The organism is Phocaeicola sp. HCN-6420 (assembly GCF_037890145.1).
Classification (GTDB): domain Bacteria; phylum Bacteroidota; class Bacteroidia; order Bacteroidales; family Bacteroidaceae; genus Phocaeicola.
Genome location: NZ_JBBKBJ010000021.1, coordinates 16339 through 41103 on the forward strand (window position 1 = coordinate 16339; position 24765 = coordinate 41103).

16 protein-coding genes, 1 tRNA gene and 1 riboswitch are annotated in these 24765 nt (G+C 44.0%); of the genes, 9 read left to right on the forward strand and 8 right to left on the reverse strand.

Features of this window, described 5'->3' with window-relative positions; all coding sequences use genetic code 11:
- Positions 1-13 precede the first annotated feature (13 nt).
- From WKT12_RS11815 to WKT12_RS11825, 3 genes are read left to right on the forward strand one after another with little or no spacing between them, the layout of a single operon-like run.
- Entirely contained in the window at positions 14-934 is a 921-nt protein-coding gene (locus WKT12_RS11815) for an efflux RND transporter periplasmic adaptor subunit (protein WP_340319806.1), read from the forward strand.
- A gap of 9 nt (positions 935-943) precedes the next feature.
- Positions 944-1987 (forward strand): sensor histidine kinase, encoded by a 1044-nt coding sequence (locus tag WKT12_RS11820; RefSeq protein ID WP_340319807.1) that lies wholly within the window; start codon positions 944-946, stop codon positions 1985-1987.
- Positions 1984-2736 carry a LytR/AlgR family response regulator transcription factor gene (locus tag WKT12_RS11825; RefSeq protein ID WP_021970162.1) on the forward strand — a complete coding sequence of 251 codons (753 nt, stop codon included), beginning with the start codon at positions 1984-1986 and terminating at the stop codon, positions 2734-2736. The genes WKT12_RS11820 and WKT12_RS11825 overlap by 4 nt, the downstream gene beginning before the upstream one ends.
- Before the next feature lie 124 nt (positions 2737-2860).
- Here WKT12_RS11825 and WKT12_RS11830 read toward each other — a convergent pair whose 3' ends face one another.
- From WKT12_RS11830 to WKT12_RS11850, 5 genes are read right to left on the reverse strand one after another with little or no spacing between them, the layout of a single operon-like run.
- Complete coding sequence (locus WKT12_RS11830; protein WP_021970163.1) at positions 2861-4126, reverse strand: DUF5074 domain-containing protein; 1266 nt, start codon at positions 4124-4126, stop codon at positions 2861-2863.
- A 24-nt stretch (positions 4127-4150) separates the two neighbouring features.
- Positions 4151-5608, reverse strand: a complete 1458-nt coding sequence (locus tag WKT12_RS11835; protein ID WP_340319808.1) for a DUF5074 domain-containing protein — start codon at positions 5606-5608, stop codon at positions 4151-4153.
- A 25-nt stretch (positions 5609-5633) separates the two neighbouring features.
- Entirely contained in the window at positions 5634-6671 is a 1038-nt protein-coding gene (locus WKT12_RS11840) for a PKD domain-containing protein (protein ID WP_340319810.1), read from the reverse strand.
- Between the two features lie 24 nt (positions 6672-6695).
- Positions 6696-7844 (reverse strand): YncE family protein, encoded by a 1149-nt coding sequence (locus WKT12_RS11845; RefSeq protein ID WP_340319811.1) that lies wholly within the window; start codon positions 7842-7844, stop codon positions 6696-6698.
- A gap of 11 nt (positions 7845-7855) precedes the next feature.
- Positions 7856-9835, reverse strand: coding sequence for a TonB-dependent receptor (locus WKT12_RS11850; protein WP_445323144.1), 1980 nt, complete (start codon positions 9833-9835; stop codon positions 7856-7858).
- A gap of 66 nt (positions 9836-9901) precedes the next feature.
- Positions 9902-10101, reverse strand: a riboswitch (cobalamin riboswitch).
- Between the two features lie 282 nt (positions 10102-10383).
- Between WKT12_RS11850 and WKT12_RS11855 the strand changes: the two genes are divergently transcribed.
- Positions 10384-10893 carry a flavin reductase family protein gene (locus WKT12_RS11855; protein WP_007570732.1) on the forward strand — a complete coding sequence of 170 codons (510 nt, stop codon included), beginning with the start codon at positions 10384-10386 and terminating at the stop codon, positions 10891-10893.
- A gap of 12 nt (positions 10894-10905) precedes the next feature.
- On the opposite strand, the gene WKT12_RS11860 is transcribed toward WKT12_RS11855, so the two are convergent.
- A complete protein-coding gene (locus WKT12_RS11860; RefSeq protein WP_340319813.1) occupies positions 10906-11847 on the reverse strand; it encodes a hypothetical protein in 942 nt (313 codons plus the stop codon).
- Positions 11848-12158: 311 nt separating this feature from the next.
- Between WKT12_RS11860 and WKT12_RS11865 the strand changes: the two genes are divergently transcribed.
- Positions 12159-12503 carry a hypothetical protein gene (locus WKT12_RS11865; protein ID WP_340319814.1) on the forward strand — a complete coding sequence of 115 codons (345 nt, stop codon included), beginning with the start codon at positions 12159-12161 and terminating at the stop codon, positions 12501-12503.
- A gap of 97 nt (positions 12504-12600) precedes the next feature.
- Here the strand turns inward: WKT12_RS11865 and mutS are convergent, their stop codons facing one another.
- Complete coding sequence (mutS, locus tag WKT12_RS11870; RefSeq protein WP_340319834.1) at positions 12601-15192, reverse strand: DNA mismatch repair protein MutS; 2592 nt, start codon at positions 15190-15192, stop codon at positions 12601-12603.
- 302 nt (positions 15193-15494) lie between these two features.
- On the opposite strand from mutS, the gene WKT12_RS11875 reads away from it, so the two are divergent.
- From WKT12_RS11875 to WKT12_RS11885, 3 genes are read left to right on the forward strand one after another with little or no spacing between them, the layout of a single operon-like run.
- Complete coding sequence (locus WKT12_RS11875) at positions 15495-18362, forward strand: TonB-dependent receptor domain-containing protein (RefSeq protein WP_418586953.1); 2868 nt, start codon at positions 15495-15497, stop codon at positions 18360-18362.
- A gap of 14 nt (positions 18363-18376) precedes the next feature.
- A complete protein-coding gene (locus WKT12_RS11880; protein WP_021970868.1) occupies positions 18377-19807 on the forward strand; it encodes a hypothetical protein in 1431 nt (476 codons plus the stop codon).
- Positions 19808-19811: 4 nt separating this feature from the next.
- Positions 19812-21146: an alkaline phosphatase family protein gene (locus WKT12_RS11885; protein ID WP_340319816.1), complete on the forward strand. Its 1335-nt coding sequence runs from the start codon at positions 19812-19814 to the stop codon at positions 21144-21146.
- 159 nt (positions 21147-21305) lie between these two features.
- Here WKT12_RS11885 and WKT12_RS11890 read toward each other — a convergent pair.
- Positions 21306-21376, reverse strand: a tRNA-Gln gene (locus WKT12_RS11890).
- 131 nt (positions 21377-21507) lie between these two features.
- Between WKT12_RS11890 and WKT12_RS11895 the strand changes: the two genes are divergently transcribed.
- Positions 21508-24765: a S41 family peptidase gene (locus WKT12_RS11895; RefSeq protein WP_340319817.1), complete on the forward strand. Its 3258-nt coding sequence runs from the start codon at positions 21508-21510 to the stop codon at positions 24763-24765.

Sequence of the window (24765 nt, forward strand, 5' to 3'; positions counted from 1 at the left end):
AACTCAAAGAAAAATGAATAAAATGAACCTGATGAAACAACGAATGATTTACTTGATGTTTGTCTTACTGACAGTATCATGTTCAAGCCGCTCGGGCGAGCAGACTGAGTCGGCCGGTACATCGGAGGCAGTACAAGCCAATGAAGACAGTACACAAATGCCCGAAGTGGACGGAGTGAGTGGAGCTACTAACGTGTCCAATCCGCCATCGTTCAACGGCGTCATCGTGATGCCTCCACAAAACCATGTTACAGTAACATTAGGCATGGGAGGCTCTGTACGAGATATACGTGTCTTGCCGGGTGAATATGTTCGTAAAGGAGAAATTATTCTTACGTTAGCCAATCCGGCTTTTATCGAACTTCAGCAGTCTTATCTTGATGCTGCTGCCCAGACTGAATATCTGAAAAAAGAATATGACCGTCAGCGGAAACTGGTTTCCGGGGAATCGGCCTCGTTGAAGCGCATGCAGCAAAGTAAAGCCGACTATCTTTCCATGAAAAGCCGGATGGAGGCTGCTGCGGCACAACTTACTCTGCTTGGAACTGATACTACGGCTTTGAACCGGAATGGTATTCGTACTTATCTGGATATACGGGCTCCACGCAACGGTTATGTAACCAATATGGATGTTAATGCCGGGAAATATTTTGCAGCGGGCGATCCGGTTTGTGATGTGATTGATAAAAGCAAGCCTATGTTGCAGTTGACTGCTTATGAAAAAGACCTGGATAAGCTACAGCCTAATACACATTTTACATTTAAAGTCAACGGTATGCCTGATACAACGTTTACAGCCGAACTGATTTCTGTCGATCAAATGGTAGACAATGCAAATCGTTCCATTAAAGTCTATGCACGTATTCTGCAAGCCTATCCGAATTTTCGGCCGGGCATGTATGTAGCTGCCAAGATTACGGATAAAAAACACTAACTTTGTTGCATGAAGTTGTTTCACATCCATAAGAGATTTTTTCTGATGCTGAACGCCATCTCTATTTTGGTGGCGTTCCTTATGCATCTGCCCGAACTGATTGCACTTTCCGATCCTGTGGCAGACGGCCGTCTGTTTCCGGATATTTATTGGGTTAATGTCAGTTCCGAAATATTGTTTACTTATATTTCTATTCTGTTACTCTTTTTTCTGAACATCAAGCTGATGATACCCAGTCATCCGGCTGCCGAGTTAAGTTGGAAAAGAATTGTTGTAACGTTTATCATTACATTGGTTGTATGTAATTTGTTGGGAAAAGGATTCGTTTATATCCACCAACATTTCGATGTTCCTGCTATTACTGCCATGTTACATCACTATCTTCATCCTTTAAGAGATATTCTGATAGCCTGTATCGTGACCGGTACTTGTTATTTAGACTACCAGAATCAGCGTAGTCGTCGAATGTTACTTGAGAATGAACAATTACGTACGGAAAATCTCGTCAATCAGTACGAAACCTTGAAAAGCCAGCTTAATCCGCACATGCTTTTTAATTCTCTTAATACCTTATATTCACTTATACGGGAGTCGCCCGATAAGGCGCAGAACTATCTTCAGGAATTATCACGGGTGATGCGTTATACGCTGCACGACAATCTGTCGCCTACCGTAGCCTTGAATGAAGAAATGAGTTTTGTACGTTCGTATATTTATCTGTTGCAGATGCGCTACGAAGACAATTTGAAGTTTGATATTCATATTCCGCAAGAGTTATTGCAACGGCAAGTACCTCCGATGGCAGTGCAAATGCTGGTGGAGAATGCGGTGAAGCACAACGAAATCAGCAACCGTAATCCGCTTACGGTATATATCTGTACAGAAGGAAATTCACTTTGTGTCAGTAATCGTATTCAACCTAAGCTGTCGGACAGCAGCAGTACTTGCATCGGGTTGGCAAATCTGTCCAAGCGTTATCAACTACTCCTCGGTCGGGATATCACGATTGAGGAAAACAATAAAAACTTTAAAGTAACCTTGCCGCTGATATGAAAACCTTAATTATAGAAGATGAAAAGGCTGCTCTCCGTAACCTGAAAGCAGCCATGAAAGAAGTAGAGGCTGAATTTGAAATTGTCGGTGAAACAGACAGTGTAACCGGAACATTGGAATGGTTCGCTTCTCATTCCATGCCTGAATTGGTCTTCATGGATATTCATCTGGCCGATGGTTCTGCTTTTGGCATTTTCGAACAGATTGATATAACCTGCCCCATCATCTTTACAACTGCTTACGATGAGTATGCTTTGCAAGCATTTCGAGTAAATAGCATTGCCTACTTGCTGAAACCTATCAGTAGTTCCGATTTACAAAAAGCTGTCGATAAATTAAAAATGTTTGGAAGTGCTGTTCAGCCAAATATTGATTTTCAGGCTGTCATGCACGCTTTAAAACGGGAAGAAAGCTACAAGACACATTTTCTGATACCTGTGAAAGGCGATCGTTTTGTCCCTGTGTGTGTCGATCAGATTTCCTATTTTTATATTGATGAAGGGGCAGTCAAGGCCGTAACACAGTCTGCTGAGATATTCGATTTCCAGCAAACTCTTGATGAACTGGCTGAGTTGCTTAATCCTCGTCTGTTTTTTAGGGCCAATCGTCAGTATATTATTGCCCATAAGGCAGTCACAGGAGTAAGTTTATGGTTTGGCGGACGTATGGTTTTGCAACTTACCCCTCCTACCGGAGAAAAGGTCATTATCAGCAAAGCCCGTGTACCGGCCTTCAAGGACTGGTTCTAAACATTCGGTGAAAACAAAAAAATCGCCACTGATTGAGTCAGAAAACAGAGATAACTTCTGTTCTATTCTGGTAATCAGTAGCGATTTTTAGGCAAGCAAGTCCGGTTACGACTTGTTTTCTTTTTTATTTATAAAATTCCGACATCGGATAAATTCCGATAGGATAACTGGTCTTGTTCACTATGTTATTAACAAGTTTGGGAGTTTCTCCACTGCAATCGTATACCAGCAAGTTGCCGTTCGAAATAGTTGTTTCGTAATATTCATCCGAAACAGCTACATAAATATATTGTTTTTTAGGGTCGGCCACCACATTACAGTTAAGATACTTTGCATTAGGCGCATCCTTTGTTACATCTATCACGTTTTCTTCTACTTTCCATGTCTTCAGTGAAACGCGGCTGATGCTTGTCTTTCCTGCGCTGAAGTAGACATAATCGCCAGCCATTGAAATGCCGGAGTTGTTTGAAAACTCAGCCGAGATATCGGCAGCAATCTGTTTTTCCTTGACAATTTCCCATGTATCGAGATTTATAAATATAAAGTAACTTTTTGTAGTTCCAGCACGTCCACATGTAGCCAGAAGAAGTTCCCGTTCTCCGGTACGGCATATACCGCTGATAAACTCTCCTTTCAGGTTTTCCAAAATGCGGGTTGCCTTGTTTTCTCCTTTTTTGAACTCCAGCAATCGTGTGCTTGCCCAGAAGCCTCCCCCTCCAGAATAAACACAATCGCCTATAACTACCATGCCACGGGTAGAGGCAAGTGTTTCAATTGTATTTCCTTGATTACCGAAATGATAAGAATCTTCTACGATATTCAGCTCACCGGTAGTACTGTCGAAACGGAGAAGGGTTTTCTGGTCGGAGAAGAATATATTCTTTTCATCGACAACGACAATGTTTCTTAAAGGAGTGATCAGCGGAAGATATTCGTTTTCGTCCAGCGAACCTTCAGGTTTATGGTATGTCAAATCACTGAACTGGAATGCTTTTTCCCGTTTCAATGTTACAGCATCGGCGATAACCAAAGTTCCGTCGCCTACCGATCCGTTATAGTCGTCATTATTGTTGCTGATAATGTAAAGCTTTCCGTTGTACATATACATATCCTGAGCCTGATGTCCGAAAGCCGAACCGTTGACAGTCTGATAAACCTTTTCTTCCACATTTCCGTCGGGATTAATGTATGTCAGTGAACTGTTTTCGGTACGTGCTCCCTGGTTCAAGATAAATACTCCGTCGGGATTGGCATATCCTCCCAGTTCTGCGGGAGGATTAGGATTTGTTGAAGGAGGTTGTGTACCCGGGTCGTCCGATTTGCTGGAACATCCGGAAAAAAACAGGAGTCCGCATAACGCCGGAATTATCAAGTGATTCAAATGTTTCATTGTTCTATGTTTAAAAGTTATTTTTTATTTTTGGGGAGCAAAGAAAAATCCAGCCGGGAAGTTTGTATAGTTCTCGTATTTGGCCACAGGTGTTTCTGCACTGTTGTTGAAGTCGAAAGACCAGATGGTGTTTTGTGTATACAAGGCGAACGACTTAATTGTATTGATATATACGTTTTTGGTAACCGGATGCACTCCCAGTCCGTTATAAAGCAGTCCGGCGTTATCGTCCAGCGTAGAGATGTCAGTCAGGTTTTCTTCAGCTTCCAGTCCCGATTCTGCTTTAAGCGATTCGTCGGCATTGAACTTAAGGCGGTAGATTGTTGTGCCGTTAGTATAATAAATATCCGAACCATTGGCAACGAACGCTACCCCGGCACTTCCAACGGAAGGTTTGACACTGACCTGACGCTGGATAATCTTTTTGCTTTCAAGATTGAACTTTCCTATAGCCGACTTGCCAAATCCGAAAGTCATAACCCAGATATCCCCGTCATCGGCAGGCTGGATGCCGAAAACCTCATTAATGCTTACCTCGGCTCTATAAGGAAATTCCGTAGTTTTTGCCGTATCACTATCGGGAGATATTTCGATAATACCTCCGATGAGTCCGCTTTTATACGTATACACCTTTCCATTCATCGTCACAAACTGGCTTTTGGGAGCCTTGTCTGTACCGTTTATGAAAGTAAGTTCCTTAGTCTTTGTGTTAAGGCGGTAAATACCTTTATTATCGCGAATGTAGACATGTTCATCATCGATCGCGGCAACATGTGTCGGCCAGTCGAGTGTGGAAAGTTCGCTTTTGGTGAAAGCCATTTCCTTTTGAAGTGTCTTTGCATTGACAACGATAAGCATACCGTCGTTTTCGAATTTGGTTCCTACCGCGTTTTCATCTCCATTTTGAGAGATGATGTAAATTTTATCGCCGCAGAAAGCCATATCCTGCGCCACATTTCCCAGTTCCGAACCATTGACAGTCTTGTAAGCATCGTCAAATACATAGCCGTCGGCAGTGATATACGTAAGCGAACCGTTTTCGGTTGTCATGTTTCCTTCATTCAATACGAAAGTACCGTTCACGTCGTCGAAGAAGTTCAGACAGCAAAGAGTTACTTCTTTCGAAACCTTCTGCGTATCTTCTCCTGTGGCAGTAATCGTCAGCTTTACCTTCGAAGTAGCGCTGGCCGCTGCTTTTACGTTGATACATGATCCGCTTTCGTCTATTTCGGCAGTCCATCCTTCCGGCAGCATGTTCGTTGCAACCGACTTGATGTTTTTCGCATTATATTCGATTTTGAAATTTTTGTCGGGCGAGATAAAAACAGGATTCGTTGCATCTATTTCAGTTACCAGTTCAAATTCCGGAGCCGGTGCAACGGTTTCTTTATTATCATTGCTACAGCTGCCTGCAAACAGACTGATAGTGAGCAGAAGTAGCCCCCAGAGGAAGTGTGCCTTCATAAATTCGGTCTTTTTCATTTCTTAAAAGTTTTTAGTAGGTTGATTATTTGTTTTTGATGTTTTTGCTTTCTATGGTAACATTGGTCAGATGCAAGTCGACCACTCCCATGACTTCTGTAGAGCATTCGCCCAGCCATCCGTTTTCCTGATTTACTCCTGTATGGATACGGACGAAATCTATTCCGGGCAGATTGGCTGCCTTACCTTGGGAGTCGACAGCCCAGTCAATATCGACAGCCGATGCATCCTTATCGTTCAGTTCATTGTCTGCATAGCCGTAGGCAAAGCGGTAAAGAGCGAAATACGTACCCTTTCCACTCTGGTCTATTCCGTTCTGAGGAAGGCGTGTCCCCGTAAATGTTATTTTATCCTCTTTCACCCATTGTGGAAAATAAGATTGCAAGTGAGTAGCATTCATCGCCTTGTAGCCGCTTCCTCCCTGATTGTCTTCCCAGCGGATATACTGTTCGGTAGGCGCTCCCGGTTCCTTTGAGGGACGGTAATAGGTTATTTCATAGTTCAGTACGGTTTTCGTATCGTTGCCAGCCTGAGCCGACAGGTCAAGCCACGATTCCTTTCCGTCGGGATAAGAGCTTCCGGCTATTTCGTACCATCCGTCGTCAGGCAGCCCGTTGCGGTTTTCGTCGTAGCATACCTGAATGACACCGGGCTCACAGCTTCCGTATTCCGATGCTCCGTTGGCATAAAACGCATTACCCAGTACACGGAAGTCACACAGTCCGGCCTTGTTTTCGATAGTATGGTCGAAGCCCACCACAATGTATCCGCCGAAACCTCCCAGCGAAACCATTCCCATTTTATTATTTCCGATAGCTTCCAGTGCCTTACGGTTCATATCTTCCTGCGTATCTCCTTCCTTATATTCGGGGAGCTGATTGGTAAACTGCCCTACAGCCGGACGGTAGTCGAGGACACGCGTCACGTAAGGCGTTTTTTCGCCTGTGGTAACAGGCATTTCCGGTTCGTTTTTGTCACTGCTGCACGATGTGAAGCCACCGGCAGTCAGTGCGACAAGCAAGGCGCCCGTCAGCTGAACCTGATGTAATGTGAACTTTTTCATTTTTTGAAACGGTTTAAGTATTGGTTAATAAAATCTTTCTGTCGAAAAGGCAATATGCGCGGGAATATCGCCGGTACGAACTTTCCACTGGAGCTTGCCTGCCGGTGAAAAACAGTATAAATACCCCGGAGTGACATAGTTTGTGGCGTCGCATACATATATTTCCTTGGTTTCCGGATTAACGGCAATTCCGTAAGGTAATGTGATTTCCTTTTCCGTTCCGTCGGTTATGAAGTTGTGTGAAATAATTTCCTGCTTCTCCGTATCGTAAACGGCGTACGAAACCTGATTCTTTCCCGTATTGTAGTTCCATTCGGTACTGATGGTATACAGCAGATTCTCGTCCATGCACATTTCACTGGCGGCAATACCCAGTCTGCCGGTTACTTTTTCCGTGTGGGAGTCGACGACATAAATGTCGGAGCCGATACCGTAATAGTCTCCGCGCGAACTGACATAAATGCGTCCCTGCTTATCCATTTCCATACGGTGCAGGTTGATGGCCACATCAATCGTATTGACTACCTGAAACGACTGGAGGTCGACTACCGAAACGGTACGGTCGTAATTGGGAAAACGATACCCGCCGGAATTGGCCACATACAGTCGTCCGTTGTTGATAACCATTTCCTCCGGTTGATAACCTACTACCACCTCCCGCGTGATCTGGAGCGTTTCAAGGTTGATTTCCACTACCTTTCCCGGACGCGCGTTCGGGTCAATCTGTACCGGACCGGCGTACGAACTGACATACGCCTTGTCGCTGTTGAAAACAATGTAGCGGCAGTTGGGAATACTCACGCTGCCGATATGCTCTGCCGTGTGCACATTCATCACCTCCACAAAGTTGGAACAGTTTACTACCACATACAACCGGTTGCCGTAAATGCCGATGTCGTTGCCCACATCTCCAAGCTCCTTCACTACATTGGGGTTCCGTTCCGGATAAATGTTGCGGAAATAGCTTCCTGTACGTGCGTCAAAATGATCGATCGTACACTTGTTGCTTCCCATATTCCCCTCATTGACGAGAAAGAATCCCTCGACAGACTGCGGGTCCGAAGGCAGGGTGACATATTCCACTTCCGAACGAATCATCGGAAGTTCCTGACGGCATCCGCTCAGGAAGCACAAAATCAGGCAGGCTGTCAGGTAAAAATAATATCTGTTCATGGTCCGAATGATTAAAAGTTATATTGAGCAATCAGCTTGAAGTTGGTGCCGGGCATCGGATAGCAGGCTACCACCTCGTACTGCTGGTTCAATAAATTGTTTACTTCCAGCGTCAGCTTCAGGTCCCCCTTCCACACTTTCAGTCCTTTGGAAACCGAAAAGTCGCTGGTATACCACGGCAACTGGTAATTATAAGGGATATTGGCCTGCGAAGAATAACGCTCTCCGGTATAGATAAAGCTGTAATTTGCCTCCCACGAGCGCCATTGCAGGTTCACCACGGCCGAACCGCTGTGCCAGGGGATGTACGGAATCTGTCCTCCGTAAAACTCACTTTTGGGGTCGGTAAAGTCTTGTGCCCGCTGGTACGTATAATTGATTCGGTTGCTTACCGTCAGGTCACGTCCGATCTTCCAGCCGGTCTGAAGCGCAACATCTACCCCTCTGATTTCCACATTTCCCAGATTGACCATCGTCCAGCGGAAGAAATTCGACGTAGGAGTGGCCACGATTTTATTCTCCACCTCGTTGTAGTACACATCCGTTTGTACTTCCAGCGAGCGCAGCCACGTACTATTGAAGGTACGGTTGTACGTAAATCCTAAGTCGTACTGCGTAGTGAACTCAGGTTCCAGGTTGATATTCCCTACAAACGTATAATACAGGTCGTTCAGCGTAGGCATCCGGAAGATCCGTTTATAGAAACCTCTCAGGTTAAGGCCACTTTGCGGAAAAGGCCTCCACGACACGAAAAACGAAGGAGTAAGCTTCTGCTTGTCGGGAGCAGGCGTGCCCGAGCTCGTATCGTGTACAAACGTTTCGAGCAGACTTGCCTGAAGTTCCACCTGCTTGAAGCGCATGGCCGTAGCGATGGATGCCAGCAGCGTATGCCGGCGCGGATAAACAAAGTCGCGCAAGTCGGCATTCAGCAGGTTAAACTGATAATCTGCCGAAAAGCTTGCCTCCCACCACGAAAACAGATTAAATCGGTTGGCTACCGATGTGTATACTTCCTGCTGGTAATAATGGTTGTTGACATACATCAGCGACTCGTCTTTGTTAGGATCGGCCAGGTAATGCAGGTAGTCGTATGCATATTTCGCATTGGCAAGCAGGCTGTACCACTGTGTAAAGTCCTTCTTGAATGTACCCTGAGTAAAGAAATTCGTATCCCACTGGCGATCCTCGTGCGAGAACTTGTTGCGGACGATTGCCCCCGGATATCCACGTTCCGAGTTGTACAGGTAAGCCTTCGCCTTCCAGTATCCCTGCTTGAGCTGTCCGAACAGCCCTCCTTCCACACGCAAGGCATTCAGGTCGCCGTTCTGCCGCACCGCCGTCGTATCATATCCCTCCTGCATGCGGTAAGTAAACTTGTATTTTCCCGACGAGTGAAGATACTCGGCACTGAACGAACTGCTGATTCGTTGTCCGAGCTTTTGTTCCCACAGTATGGATGGATTTACCACACCAAACGAGCCCGTCTTGAACGAAGCCCTTACGTTATACTTCTTTCCTTCCTCGAACTGAGGCGTCCGTGTCTGCAAATAGATGGAGCCCGACGAGCCGAAATCCTTTGCCGGCTGGAAAATGGCACTCTTCTGTCCGTTGTACAGCGTGACAGACTCCATGTTGTCGAGCGAGAATCTTCCCAAATCGACCGTACCGTTTTGTGCGTTTCCCAGCTCGATGCCGTCGTAGAATACACCTACATGGTTGGTTCCCATACTCCGGATATTCACCGTTTTCAGTCCCCCTACTCCTCCGTAGTCCTTGATCTGTATGCCGGAAAAATAGCGCAAGGCATCGGCCACGTTGTGCGAGCTGAGCTGATGGAGCTGCTTGCCCGATAATTCCTGTACCGGAAAAATCTCTTTCTGTACGGCACGCGCCGTCACAACAACCTCGTTCAGATGTTGAAGGCTGTCCAACTTGTTTTGTGCATGTACCGGTACACAAATGTTTATACCCCACACCAGTAGGGTAAACATTACCGCATAGTAAAGTTTATTAAGCATTATGTAAAACGTTCAACCGTCCTATCCCACGAGTTCGGTTAATTAATAAAAACGATGGCAGGTCTTCTGACTGACTCACACGCTTTGACACCTTCCCGGTTTTATCCAGTGGCAATGAGTAATTGTCAACGTGTTTGATGAGCTTCACAGCAGCGGGACTGTTCGGGACTTTCACCCGATTCCCTTTTAATCCGTCGGGTCGAAACAACCTTCCGGAACCAATCGGTGGCAAAGATAGTTTATTTTTTCTGAATTTTAATACAGTTTTGCTATTTAAGAAATGGTTTTTGTATACTCCTTTCGTTCAGGACTTTCGTGAAATATCAAAAAAAACAGGGGAAAGAGGAGGTTCGGGCAGGAAGATGCAGGGAGCCTGTCTGATTCGTGCTGATGTTTTTTTATTTTTTGTACAAAAAATAAAAATGTTTGTACAAATTTTCAGCGACTTCTGAAAGCGTTTTTCTCAGAGAACCGATAATTTTAGTAGTTTTGCCCTGATGAACCATTAAATATATGCATGTATGAAAGAAATAAATGTATCGGAACTGAAAGATAACATGTTCGACGCTATCAGTAAGGAATGGATGCTGGTAACGGCCGGAACACAGGAAAAGTTTAACATGATGACGGCAAGCTGGGGCGGAACCGGTGTTTTGTGGGCAAAGCCCGTAGCCTTTATTTTCATCCGTCCCGAGCGTTATACCTACCAGTTTATTGAAGAGGGAGAAACGCTTACCCTGTCTTTCTTAGGCGAAGAGCATAAAGATATACATAAAATCTGCGGTTCCAAGTCGGGACGCGACATCGACAAGGTAGCGGCTACCGGACTGAAACCTTTTGCCACTCCCGAAGGAAACATTGCCTACGAGCAGGCACGTATGGTACTGGAATGCAGAAAACTGTATGCCGATATGATAAAGCCCGAGCAGTTTATCGATGCTTCACTGGTAAGCCGCTGGTACGGCGAAGGACATGGCGGATTCCATAAAATGTATGTCGTAGAGATAGAACATGTATGGGTGAAAGAGTGAGCATAATGCTCGTCAGAATCCCATGATAAACTCATCCAGCGAATCGTTTTCGTCCATACCCATCTTGTCGTGTTTGAGGCGGTTTTTCCGTTTCTTCAAGGCGACCTTGCTGGTGTCGAGCAGGTAAAGCATATTGCTGTTTGAGATGCCGATCTTGATAAGGCAGCAAAGCGAGATGTCCGCCTTTGTCAGCGTCGGGAACTTTTTCCAAAGCCGGTCTGTAAAGTTGTTGTAGCAGATGTTTATAACTTCCGCCAGATTGTCCTGTTCCTCGTCGGAGAGCACTACCGACCGGCTTTGTATTTTATCCTGCTGGCTCATTTTATTGAGCTGTTCCATTTTTCTGATGATCTCGCTGTGGCGCAGGATTTCCTTTCTCATGGCAGCCTCCTTTGAAGAGTATTCGCTCCTCATCTTTTCCCTCTGTGAAAGTTCTTTGTCCAGAGCCATTTCCTTTTCGATGATTTTTTCCTGTGCAGCATGCAGGTCGATAGTCTTTTCTTGCAGTTGCAGCCTCATTTCCTTCATCAGGTCGTCTTTTGATCGCATCTGTTCTGCCAGTTTGCGTTTTTCTTCCCTATATATATAAGAAAGTATGATAGTAGCAATAAGTACTGCTATACAAATTCCGAATAATGAGATATAAAGACGTTGTTGTTTTATTTTCAGTAAAGTGTTTTCATCTTGAATCGAGGCGTATTTAAGTTGGAGGTCTGCTACTTTAGATTCTAACCGTATGGATGGGATGTGTCTGGTAGTTTGGTGTACCGTTTGCTGTATTTCATCGTTTTGTACAGGTTGTATATTCAATGTACTGTCAGAACTTTCATGCTTCAGTTGTTCTATCTGTAGCAATGGAGTATTTATTTCATGTGTTTTTTTCAGATAAATGATAAGTGAAAGTGAAGCAGCTGCTGCTATGATAATTATGATGACGAGGATGATATTTTTCATAATAAACATTTGTAAAGCTATTACAAATATAGCTCAAAAAGTGACATGTCTCCTTGTTCTTTTCCTCTTGTCTACCTTTCTCTTTTAAATATTTTCTTATTTCTTTGATAATCAGCGTGCTGATATTCTATAGATGTCTACTTTGTGTCACCCTCTTTTCCTTGTATGATGCCTGATTTTATTCTATCTTCGTAGTGATGAAAAGTAAGATAGATATGGTTTTATACAAATGTTTTTACTTACCATAATCGAATACAGATATTTTGAATTCGATTTTTATTAACTTGTTTACCCTATTAAAATTAGTCATTATGCAAAGCAGTAACACGTATTTCAAAATCAGGATGGTATGTTCCTTATTATTAGGTCTGGCTGTTGTTTATGGACTTGTGGAAAGTATTGGAAAAAATGCTTTGTGGCTTGCTCTTCTTATGGGACTATTTATAATTTCTATTCTTTTCGATTTGTTGGTACTATATAAGAAGAAGGCAGCTTGTCCCGATAAAGGGAAGTATCTTTATTTGGATGCCGGAGCCATGTGTGTATGGTGGATTTTATTTTTTGCAGTAGATGGATATTTCTCGTTGGGAGTTGTATGCGCATTGGTAACAATCACGTTGGTTAACGATGTATTATATCATCTGTATTCCCGTTGATAGTATCTCTTTATTACCCTTTCAATAGGCATTCCCTGTGTTGCCGGAGTATCATTTTCCGGCAGTACAGGGAATCATAATATGCGGGTAGAGGGTATTATTTCCCCCTTACTATCTTCTTTATTTCGTTCAGCTTGTTCAGCGCCTCCAGCGGAGTCAGGTTATTCACGTCCAGATTCAGTATTTCGTCACGTATCTGGCACAGCACAGGGTCGTCGAGCTGGAAGAAACTCAGCTGCACTCCGTCCTGATGCACGGTCTTAGGCTCTACCTTATGGTGTGAAGAGATACCTTCCTGACGGTTTTCCTTTTCCAACTGATGCAGAATCTCGTCGGCACGCTTAACGATGGTCTTGGGCATACCTGCCATCTTTGCCACATGAATACCGAACGAGTGTTCGCTTCCTCCCCGTTCCAGCTTACGCAGGAAGATGACCTTGTTGTCGACTTCCTTCACCGAAACGTTGTAATTCTTGATACGCGGGAAGCTTTCTTCCATATCGTTCAGCTCGTGATAGTGTGTGGCGAAGAGCGTACGGGCACGGGCTCGCTTGTGCTCGTGTATATGTTCCACGATGGCCCAGGCGATGGAAATACCATCGTAAGTAGAGGTACCACGTCCCAGTTCGTCGAACAATACCAGGCTGCGGGGCGAAAGGTTGTTCAGAATATCTGCCGCTTCGTTCATTTCTACCATGAAGGTTGATTCGCCCACCGAGATATTGTCGCTGGCTCCCACACGGGTAAAAATCTTGTCCACCAGTCCGATGTGCGCACTTTCGGCAGGTACGAAACAGCCTATCTGCGCCATGAGGGTGATCAGTGCTGTCTGTCGGAGCAAGGCAGACTTACCTGCCATGTTCGGTCCGGTGATGATAATGATCTGCTGCGTTTCCGTATCGAGGTACACATCGTTGGCAATGTATTTTTCTCCTGCCGGAAGCTGTTTCTCGATGACCGGATGACGTCCTTGCTTGATGTCGAGAATATCGTCGTCGGCAACCACCGGACGGATATATTTGTTGGCCCGGGCTGCGTTGGCAAACGACAGCAGGCAGTCCAGACGGGCTATCTGTGTCGCATTGATCTGGATGGCAGGGATAAACTCGGCAAGTTCTGCCACCAGTTCGTTGTACAGTTGGGTTTCCAGAATCAGAATCTTGTCTTCCGCTCCCAGAATCTTTTCTTCGTACTCTTTCAGTTCCTGCGTGATGTATCGTTCCGCGTTGACCAGTGTCTGCTTGCGTATCCAGTCGGCTGGAACCTTGTCTTTATGTGTATTTCTTACCTCGATGTAATAGCCGAACACGTTGTTGTAGGCTATTTTCAGGCTGGGGATGCCCGTCAGCTCACTTTCGCGCTGCTGTACTTGCAGCAGGTAATCCTTGCCCGAGTAAGCAATGTGGCGCAGTTCGTCCAGCTCCTGATTGACTCCGTCGGCAATCACTCCTCCCTTGTTGACCAGCAGCGGGGGATCGTTGTTTATTTCCTTGGCAATCTTGTCGCGGATGGAAGCACAGAGATTCAGCTGCTCACCTATCTTCCGCAGGCTTTCGTTGTCGGCATTCAGACAGGCATTCTTGATAGGCTCTATCGCCTGCAAGGCTACTTTCAACTGAACGACTTCACGTGGAGAGATACGTCCTACGGCAGCTTTCGAGACGATACGCTCCAGGTCGCCTATCAGATGCAGCTTCTCTTCGATAAAGTCCTTGAAATCCGGTTCTCGGAAGAAATATTCCACTACGTCCAGTCGTTCGTTGATGGGCTTCACGTCTTTCAGCGGGAAGACAATCCACCGCTTCAGCAGACGGGCTCCCATCGGGCTGATGGTATGGTCGATGACATCGAGCAGGCTGGTTCCGCCTTCATTCATGCTGCCTATCAGCTCCAGGCTACGTATCGTGAACTTGTCGAGGCGTACATATTTATCCTCTTCGATGCGTGCCAGCGAAGTGATGTGCCCGATCTGGTAATGCTGCGTCATATCCAGATATTGCAGAATGGCTCCGGAAGCAATGATACCATTCTTCAGATGTTCCACTCCGAAACCTTTCAGGTTCTTGGTTTCGAAATGTTTCAGCAGCTTTTCGCGGGCAGACGCTTCGGTAAACACCCAGTCGTCCAGCTCGAAGGTAAAGAACTTGTTGCCGAAATTACCTTCGAACATCGGTTTCTTTCCCCGTTCGAACAAGACTTCTTTCGGGGCAAAATTATTCAGTAATTTGTCGATATAGTCGAAAGGGCCTTCAGCGGTAAGAAATTCTCCCGTCGAAATATCCAGGAAAGCGACGCCGCAAGCTGTCTTGCCGAAATGTACGGCAGCCAGGAAGTTGTTTTCCTTATAAGATAATACATTATCGCTGATGGCAACACCCGGCGTAACCAGTTCGGTGATGCCTCTTTTTACCAGCTTCTTTGTGGTTTTCGGGTCTTCCAGTTGGTCGCAGATAGCCACACGTCGTCCTGCCCGAATCAGTTTCGGCAGGTACGTATCGAGTGCGTGGTGCGGAAATCCCGCCATCTCCACCGTCTTACCCTGTCCGTTGGCACGTTTGGTCAGCGTGATTCCCAGAATTTCGGAAGCTGTTACGGCATCTTCCGAATACGTTTCATAAAAGTCGCCACACCTGAAGAGCATGATTGCATCGGGATGTTTCGCCTTTAAGTCGAAATACTGCTTCATCATGGGGGTTAATACCACGTCATTGTCCTTAGCCACGGTTATTCCTTTCTTTTTAAGATTATGTTTAGGGACAGCAAAGATACTTCAAAAGCGTGAATACTTGATATAAGAAAATGGAAAAATCTTTTTTCGAGGGTTCAAGGATGAAATAGATGCAACATCTTTTTAATAAAGTTTACAGCTTTTGAAATGTTTTTAGAGCCATAACGTCATTGTTCTGTCGTTTGCTTGTAATTAGGGTCGGATACTTTTGCACCAGTTTTTAATGGGATTTGTTTATGAGGTATTTAGCTTTAACAGGAATCATGTGCTTATTGCCTTTTTCGGCATCTGCAAATTTATTAAAAGGAAAAGTAATAGACCAAAGTACGAAGGAGGCTTTGATTGGAGTGTCTGTAGCATTAAAAGGTAATCCCAGTATTGGGACTATTACAGACGTAGATGGTAATTTTTCTCTGGATGTTGATGCAACGAAAGCAACATTGGAGCTGACTTATGTAGGGTATGTGACAAAGGAAATCAGTTTATCGGAAGATAAGCAAGGGGTGGTTGTTGAAATGAATGAAGACAATTTCAAATTGGATGAAGTGGTGGTGACCGGACAAGGTGCTGAAATCAAAAAGAGACGTTTGTCATCGAATGTTTCGACGGTAAGTGAAAAAGATTTGGTGAAAATGCCACAAGGGCGTATTGATCAGATGTTACAAAATGCACTTCCGAATGTGCAGATAAACTTGTCAAATGGACAGCCGGGTACGACGTCTTTGATTAAGGCTCGTGGTCTTTCTTCTGCTTTTTCAAATTCTACTCCTGTTATTTATGTTGATGGAGTACGTGTGGATAACATGAATACGGGAGCAACATTGAATAACTCTTTGAGTGGAAATGCTGCTGCTACAGGTTCTATTGGGGATATTCCGATGGAAAATATAGAACGTATAGAATATGTGACCGGAGGTGCTGCTACTACATTATACGGTTCGGATGCTGCAAATGGAGTGATTCAGATATTCACTAAAAAAGGAGGTGAAGGACGTTTTAATGCTTCTGTAGAGGCTGAGTTGGGAGCAGATGTCGCATCTTCTCAGTTTTATCATTTTAAGCGTACGAAAGAATTGTTGCATCAGACTGGTTTCTCACAGAAATATCGTGTAGCTTTCGATGGCGGAAATGAAAAATATGGTTATAGTTTAGGAGCGAGCATGAGTAATAGTACCGGAACTTTGATACATAACGGGAATGAAGATAAAAAGTACGATTTGCGTTTCGGTTCTCGTCTGAAAATTAATAAAGCATTAGAATATCAGAACTCATTTGGTATGGTAGTGGAAGATTTCCGCCGTAGCCGTAATGGTAATCAGGGAGGATATACGGGATTGTGGTTTACGGAAGGTTCTGCTGCTGCTAATTTTGATTATGTAGATGAAAATGGGAATTCCGTTGGCTACAATCCGGATATTGATGCTGCAAGTGATTATGAATTTGCCCAGATGAAGGCTTTCGTCGATAAAGCTGAAGCTTTGCAGAATAATAAAGAATCTGTACGTCGTTTTCAGACATCTCAGTCACTTTCATTTAAACCTCTTCAGAATCTTACTTTTAAAGGGACTTTTGGATTGGATTATCGTTTGAATACGAATAAGAATATTACGACAAACGAGTATTTGATTCATACTCAGCAAAAGCCGGAAGGAACTTCGGATGCGGGTAGTATCAATAACTTTGACCGTAACTATTTAGGGCTTACCATTGAATTGAACGGACAATATAATTATCATTTCCGTGATATTCTGAGTCTGGTTACAACTGCTGGTTTTCAGTATTTCAGCACTTATGACCATCAGTCTGTGTATAATGGAACGAATGTCAGAGATGGTGCGCTGATTATGACTGGAGCTGGTACACAGAGTGCCGATGAATGGTTGAGCTATCTATATAATTATGGTGTATTTGTACAAGAGAACATTGGTATAAAAGATAAATATTATTTGGACTTAGGTTTGCGTGCAGACTATAACACTGCATTCGGTGATAATGTGGGTTGGCAATATTATCCTAAAATTGGATTGTCTTATCAGTTGTCGGACGAAGCGTTTATGAAATCCATTGTAAACAGTGGTATGCTGAATTCCTTCAGACTATTTGCCAATTATGGTATTGCAGGTAGTTATCCACCTGCTTTCGAGTATCAGAAAACAATCGCTGTGAATTCGTTCTTAGGTCAGCAGGCTGCTTCGTTCGGTAAGTATGGTAATCCGGATTTGGGACCGGAAAAGAAACATTCGTATGAAGTCGGCTTTAATACTGTATTGTTTAACCATTTTTTGAATGTCGGGTTAACTTATTATTATGCTCGTACCAAAGATGCACTCTTTAGTGTTCCTTCGCTGCCTTCTTCCGGACAGTCTGCAAGTTATCTGGCAAATGTGGGTGAAATTGAAAATAAAGGTATTGAGCTGACGGTAGGTATGCAACTGGTCAATACGAAAGATTGGAATGTGCGTCTGAATGCGTCGGCTAATACAAATCACAATGTTGTTTTGAGTACGGGTGGAACAGTTCCTTTTGCAATCGGTGGATTCTCTTCACGTACGGTACAGACCGTAGTGGAAGAAGGAAAGCCTGTCGGTTTTATTCGTGGTTCGAAGGCGGTTTTGAATGAAGACGGTTCACTGAAAGAAGTTCTGGAGTTGCAAGATTTAGGAACAACGATACCTACTCTGTATGGAAACTTCTCATTGAATGTCGATTATAAAAATCTTTCATTCTTTGTAAGCGGTGATTATCAGGCTGGGTCGTACGTACATTCTTTCGACCGTCAGTTCCGTTTTGCAAAAGGTTTAAAGGATCCCAGCATACCGGATAAAGCACTTGAAGGAACAACACAAGGTGCGGCTTGGTTGAATTTTACAAACTTCTTCGTTGAAAAAGCTGATTATTTAAAGATTAGAAACATCGGGGCTTATTATACGGTTAAGCCGAAGAGGTATCTGAAGGAAATCTGTTTCGGTTTCAATGTATATAATCCATTCTCTTTTACGGCTGCTTCTGTCGATCCTGAGGCATTGTTGTCGGGTGCTCGTTCTCAAGGAGCTGTAGCTACCGGAGGATTGAACTATTCTTCCTATTCTACTCCTCGTCAATATATAGGATCAGTTAAAGTTAATTTCTAAATAATAAAAGGTATATGAAAGCAATCAATTATATATTTCTGTCAGTTGCAACGTGTTTTACACTTAATTCTTGTGAGTTATTGCAGCCTGATGATATTATCAATCCGAATGTCGATGAAAATACGTTTTTAAATTCGGCAAATGCGATGCAGGCTTGGGTAAATGGAACGAATAGTTCTTTTGCTGAATCGATAGGTTCTTATTGTGAGCTGATGGAGATTATGTCGGACAATTATTTTAATAATTATTCTCAAAGTAGTAAGGTGTTCGATATACCGAAAATTCTGTATACAGACCTTGATGTTACCAATCTTCAGCGATATATAGGTACCATGCGTGAGTCTGCCGATTATGGAATCAATGTAGTGGCTCCTGTTGATGCAAAGACAAAGAAAAGCGATTTGTTTAATCTGTATTATATTAAAGCTTATTCGTATATACTTGCTGGAGAATATTTTCGCGCCTTGCCTGATGAGGATGGAGGTGATGTCAAAACTTGGGATGTACAACTTAAAACGGCTGTTGAGGTTTTAGACAAGGCTTTGGAATATGTAGAAACAGATGAGGATAGAGCTTTTATCCATACACTGAAAGCACGTGTTTATTATCGCTTGGGTGATGAACCGAATGCTGTGAATGAATCTCAGACAGCCTTGTCCTTTTCTGGCGATTTTGTAAAACAAGTACAGTTTGATGGAGTAAACAATATTCTGAATTCCATTCAGACTGCTACATGGGGAACCTGGTTCCAGCCGTTACCGAGATTGGATTTTCTGGATCCTAAGTATTTTAAGCTAACCAGTACGGAAGAACGTCCTATAAATATAGGAAAGGCAGAAGAAGATTATCTCATTCTGGCAGAAGCGGCCTTGGCCGATAATGATATTGACGGGGCTAAAGACTATATGAAGCAATTGCTTACTTTGGTTAAATCTCGTCCTGTTCAAACAGATTTGAATGATCAGTTGGAAGGAAGATTTAATGGAGGATACAAACATTATCCTAACAGTTCGGAATATGTAGTGGCGGCTTCTGAAGGTGAAGAATATCGTAGCGGATTGGTTTTAGACCGTCAGGCTCCTCATTTAATCAGCGTTCCGTATATTTCTGGAACATCTGTTTCTGAAGCTATGATAAATGAAACCAGTGGAGTAGATGAAACCTTAGAGTTATTATATTTAATGCGTCAGGAAATCTTCTTTGCTGAGGGGAGAAGAGTGGCCGATTTAGGTATTAAATTACCTGTTTGTGAGGTTGAGGCTGCTAATACACCGTCGGCTAAGCCGTATATGGAGGCTCTTATTCCTTCGTTTATTCCATTGAACCAGGGTATGGATGACTTTACAATGGATGAAACGACTAAAAAGGTAACCATCCGTTATAATATGAATAAGGTTATTGTAGAAAATAAATCATCTGAATATGTTGTGCCGTTCTTTAATTAATAGTTTGAACTATAGATTGTTTACTGTCATTCTGTTCTGTTTGGGATGGTTGTCGGATGCAGTTGCCGATAATTCGAAATATGTCATATTGATAACGATTGACGGAATGCATGCAGGGATGGTAACTGATCCGGAAATGCCTTCACCTTATTTAAAGATGATGAAACGAGAAGGTCTTTTTGTGGATAAAGTAAAAGGTGTACCTCCTACAGCTACTTATCCGTCACATACCAGTATTGTGACGGGAGCTCTTCCTGTTCATCATCGTATCTTTTATAACGCTCCGTTTGTTTTCAACAAAGATTCTGTGGTGAGTTATTGGTATGCAGATAGTATAAAGGTTCCAACTATCTGGCAGGCTGCTAAAGAATCTGGTTTTACTACAGCTTCCTTGTTTTGGCCAGTATCGACTAAATCACGTTGGATTGATTATAACATTCCGGAATATTGGTCTGTAAAGCGTGTAGCCAATCAGTTGGATTTTATTAAGCCCGTTTGTACTCCGTCGGGTATATTGGATGAGCTTGAAGAAAATGCTGTTGGTCGGTTAGATCATTTGACTTTTGGGGCTGGTTCCATTACCCGCGATGCCCGTACAGCACATATGGCTAATTATATAATGAATAAATATCATCCTAATCTGATGACGATTCATTTGATAACGACAGACTATGCCCAGCATGCTACAGGTATGCAGTCGGAACGTACTCGAATGGCTGTTGCGAGTGCGGACCATGCAATTGGTTTAATTGTCGAGAACTTAAAGCAAACGCATCGTATGGATAGTACAACGATTATCGTATGTGGCGATCATGGCTTTTCTGATATAAATCGGGTAATTGCTCCAAATGTCTGGCTTACTCATGCGGGATTATTGAGTGAAAAGCCTGGAGGCGACTGGAAAGCCTGTTTTCATGGAAATGGTTCGGTGATGTTTTTATACCTTCGTGACTCTAATGATAAAGAGACTCTTGAAAAGGTTGAGAATATCATACAGAATCTTCCTGTTGAAACGCGCAGCTTGTTCAAGGTCGTATCTCAAAAAGAATTGACTGCAATGGGGGGAGATCCTAAAGTGGCTTTAGCATTAGAGCCGATTGCTGGAATCAGTGTCTCTACAAACCGTACGGGCGCCGATGTTCTTGTAAAGGAAGGTGGTTCTCACGGTTATTTCTCAGGGATTGACCCCACTTGTTTCATGGTATATGGATGTAGTGTATCAGATAAAGGAAAAGAGATACAAACCATGCGCCAGATAGATATTGCTCCTTATGTTATGCATTTGTTGGGTGTGGAATATAAGTTCGCGGATGGGAAACTTCCTCAGGAATTATTTTGATTAAGTATAGGCTCGTTTGAAAATATATTTTTAGAGATTTAGTTGTAAAAGCATTTTGGAAAAGGGTATATATTCCGATTGGAATGTGTACCCTTTGAGTTTTTATATAGAAAAAGCCCCGAAAGAATTATCTTTCAGGGCCTTTCTGTAGAGTTTCCGTTGGACTACCAAGATTCGAACTTGGACAAACAGAACCAAAACCTGTTGTGCTGCCATTACACCATAGTCCAAACTTTATTTGTTTTCCTCAGAAAACGTTGCAAAGATAAATGTTTTCGTCAAAAAAATCCAAATAATTTTTCACTTTTTTTTCTCTTCATGCTTTAATCGCTATCTTTGCGGAAACCAAAAATATTAATTCATGAAGAAATTGTTAGTAACTCTTGCTTTGGGAGCGAGTTCTTTTTCTGCCTTTGCGGTGACTCCGCTTTGGTTGCGTGATGTAACAATCTCTCCCGATGGCAAGGAAATAGCCTTTTGCTATAAGGGGGATATTTATAAAGTGAAAACTTCGGGGGGAGAAGCTGTGCGCTTGACCAGTCAGGAATCGTATGAATCGAATCCGGTATGGTCGCCCGACGGTAAACAGATTGCTTTTGCCAGCGATCGCTTTGGTAATTTCGATTTGTTTGTAATGCCTGCCGACGGAGGTGCGGCAAAGCGCCTGACTACTCACTCTGCTTCGGAAATTCCTTCAGCCTTTACTCCCGATGGAAAATATGTTGTTTTTTCCGCTTCCATTCAGGATCCGGCTTCGAGCGCGCTTTTTCCTAAGTCGGCTATGACCGAGGTTTATAAGGTACCGGTAGACGGCGGACGTACGCAACAGATATTAGGGACACCGGCCGAGATGATCAGTTACGCTCCGTCGGGTGATTTCTTCTTGTATCAGGATCAGAAGGGAGTGGAGAGCGAATGGCGTAAGCATCATACCTCGTCCATTACCCGCGATGTATGGAGATACGATGTAAAAACAGGTAAACATACCAATTTGACGGCCAGACCGGGCGAAGACCGTAATCCGGTGTTGAGTCCTGACGGCAAGCAGGTTTACTTCTTGAGCGAACGTAACGGTGGCTCATTCAATGTATATTCTTTCCCGATCGATGATCCGAAGAATATACAGCCGGTTACTTCGTTCAAAACCAATCCGGTGAGATTCCTTTCAATGGGAGCCGACGGTACGCTCTGTTATACCTACGATGGCGAGATTTATACGCAGTCGGTCGGTGGTAAGCCGGAGAAAGTAGCTATCTCGCTGGTACGCGATGATGAGGAATTACCAGTTTCCTATACCTTTACTCGGGGAGCTTCCGAAGCGGTTGTTTCCCCTGATGGAAAACAGGTGGCCTTTATTGTACGTGGAGAAGTGTTTGTGACTTCTGTAGAATATGGAACAACCAAGCAGATTACACATACTCCTGAAGCAGAACGGGGCGTTTCATTTGGTGCGGACAACCGTTCGTTGGTTTACTCCAGCGAGAGAGGGGGAAAGCGTGATTTGTATATTGCCAAGATCAGCCGGAAGGAAGACCTGAACTTTCCGAATGCTACTCTGATAGAAGAGGAACCATTAGTACCCTCTAAAACGTTGGAACGCGATTATCCGCAGTTCTCACCCGATGGAAAGGAAGTGGCTTTCATCGAAGACCGCAACCGTCTGATGGTGGTTAATCTGGATACTAAAAAGATTCGTCAGGTAACGGACGGTTCTACCTGGTATACTCGTTCGGGAGGATTCGATTATTCCTGGTCGCCCGACGGCAAATGGTTTACGCTTGAGTTTATCGGCAACAAGCATGATCCGTATTCGGATATAGGTTTGGTCAGTGCCGACGGAAAGGGACAGATTATTAACCTGACGAATAGTGGTTATACCAGTGGCTCTCCACGCTGGGTGATGGGTGGAAATGCCATCTTGTTCATTACCGAGCGTTACGGTATGCGTAATCATGCTTCATGGGGTTCGCTGAACGATGTGATGATTGCTTTCCTCAATCAGGATGCATACGATAAGTTCCGCCTGAGCAAGGAGGATTACGAATTGCAGAAGGAACTGGAAAAGGAGCAGGAAAAAGCTGCCCAAGAGGATGATAAGGCTTCTAAGAAAGACAAAAAAACGGACGATAAGGATGCCAAGGACGAAAAGAAGGTGAAGGATATTGTGGTAGAAACGGAAGGTATCGAAGACCGTATCATCCGTCTGACTCCGAATTCTTCTGACTTAGCTTCGGCCATTATCTCGAAAGACGGTGAGAAACTGTATTACCTGTCGGCTTTCGAAGGTGGATACGATTTGTGGAAGATGGATCTCCGCAAACACGACACCAAGCTGTTGCATAAGATGGATGCAAAATGGGCGAATATGGAAATGGATAAAGAGGGCAAGAACTTCTTTATTTTGGGCGGAGGTACCATGCAGAAAATGGATGCTTCGTCGGAAAGCCTGAAACCGATTACCTATACTGCTACGATGAAGCTGCTGCCTTCCGAAGAACGTGAATACATGTTCGATAATATGTACCGTGAGGAAAAGGCTCGTTTCTATAATGTGAACATGCACGGAGTGGACTGGGATGCTATGACTGATACTTACCGTAAGTTCTTGCCGCACATCAACAATAACTACGATTATGCTGAAATGCTGAGTGAGCTGCTGGGGGAACTGAATGTATCTCATACTGGTGGACGCTTTTATCCGGACTTGAAAACGGAATCGACTGCCGATTTAGGAGTATTGTATGACTGGGACTATACGGGCGACGGCTTGCGCATTGCCGAAGTTGTTGAGAAAGGTCCGTTCGACCGTAAGACTACCCGTGTCAAAGTCGGAACTATTATTGAAAAGATCGACGGCGAAGCTATCAAGGCCAATGAAGATTATGCTGCGCTGCTGAACGGCAAGACAGGCAAGAAAGTACTGGTATCGCTGTACGATCCGCAGACCAAGGAACGCTGGGATGAAGTGGTACGTCCGATTAGCCAGGGAACATTTAGTTATTTGTTGTACCAGCGCTGGGTAAAACAGCGTGCTGCCGATGTGGCAAAATGGTCGAATGGCCGTTTGGGATATGTACACATCGAATCGATGGACGACGAAAGTTTCCGTACCATCTATTCTGATATCTTGGGTAAATACAATAACTGCGAAGGTATCGTCATCGATACCCGTTTCAACGGAGGTGGCCGTTTGCACGAAGACATAGAAGTACTGTTTAGTGGAAAGAAATACTTTACGCAGGTGGTTCGCGGACGTGAGGCTTGCGACATGCCGAGCCGTCGTTGGAACAAGCCTTCCATCATGTTGCAGTGTGAAGCGAACTACTCGAATGCACACGGTACACCATGGGTATACAAGCATTGTAACCTGGGCAAGCTGGTAGGTGCTCCTGTACCGGGAACCATGACCAGTGTGAACTGGGTAAGAATGCAAGACCCGACACTGGTATTCGGTATTCCTGTAGTAGGTTATCGCCTGCCCGACGGCAGCTACCTGGAGAATACACAGCTCGATCCAGATGTTTATGTATTGAATGCTCCCGAAACCATTGTGAAGGGTGAAGATACGCAGTTGAAAGCAGCGGTGGACGAACTGCTGAAAAAGATTGACAACAAATAA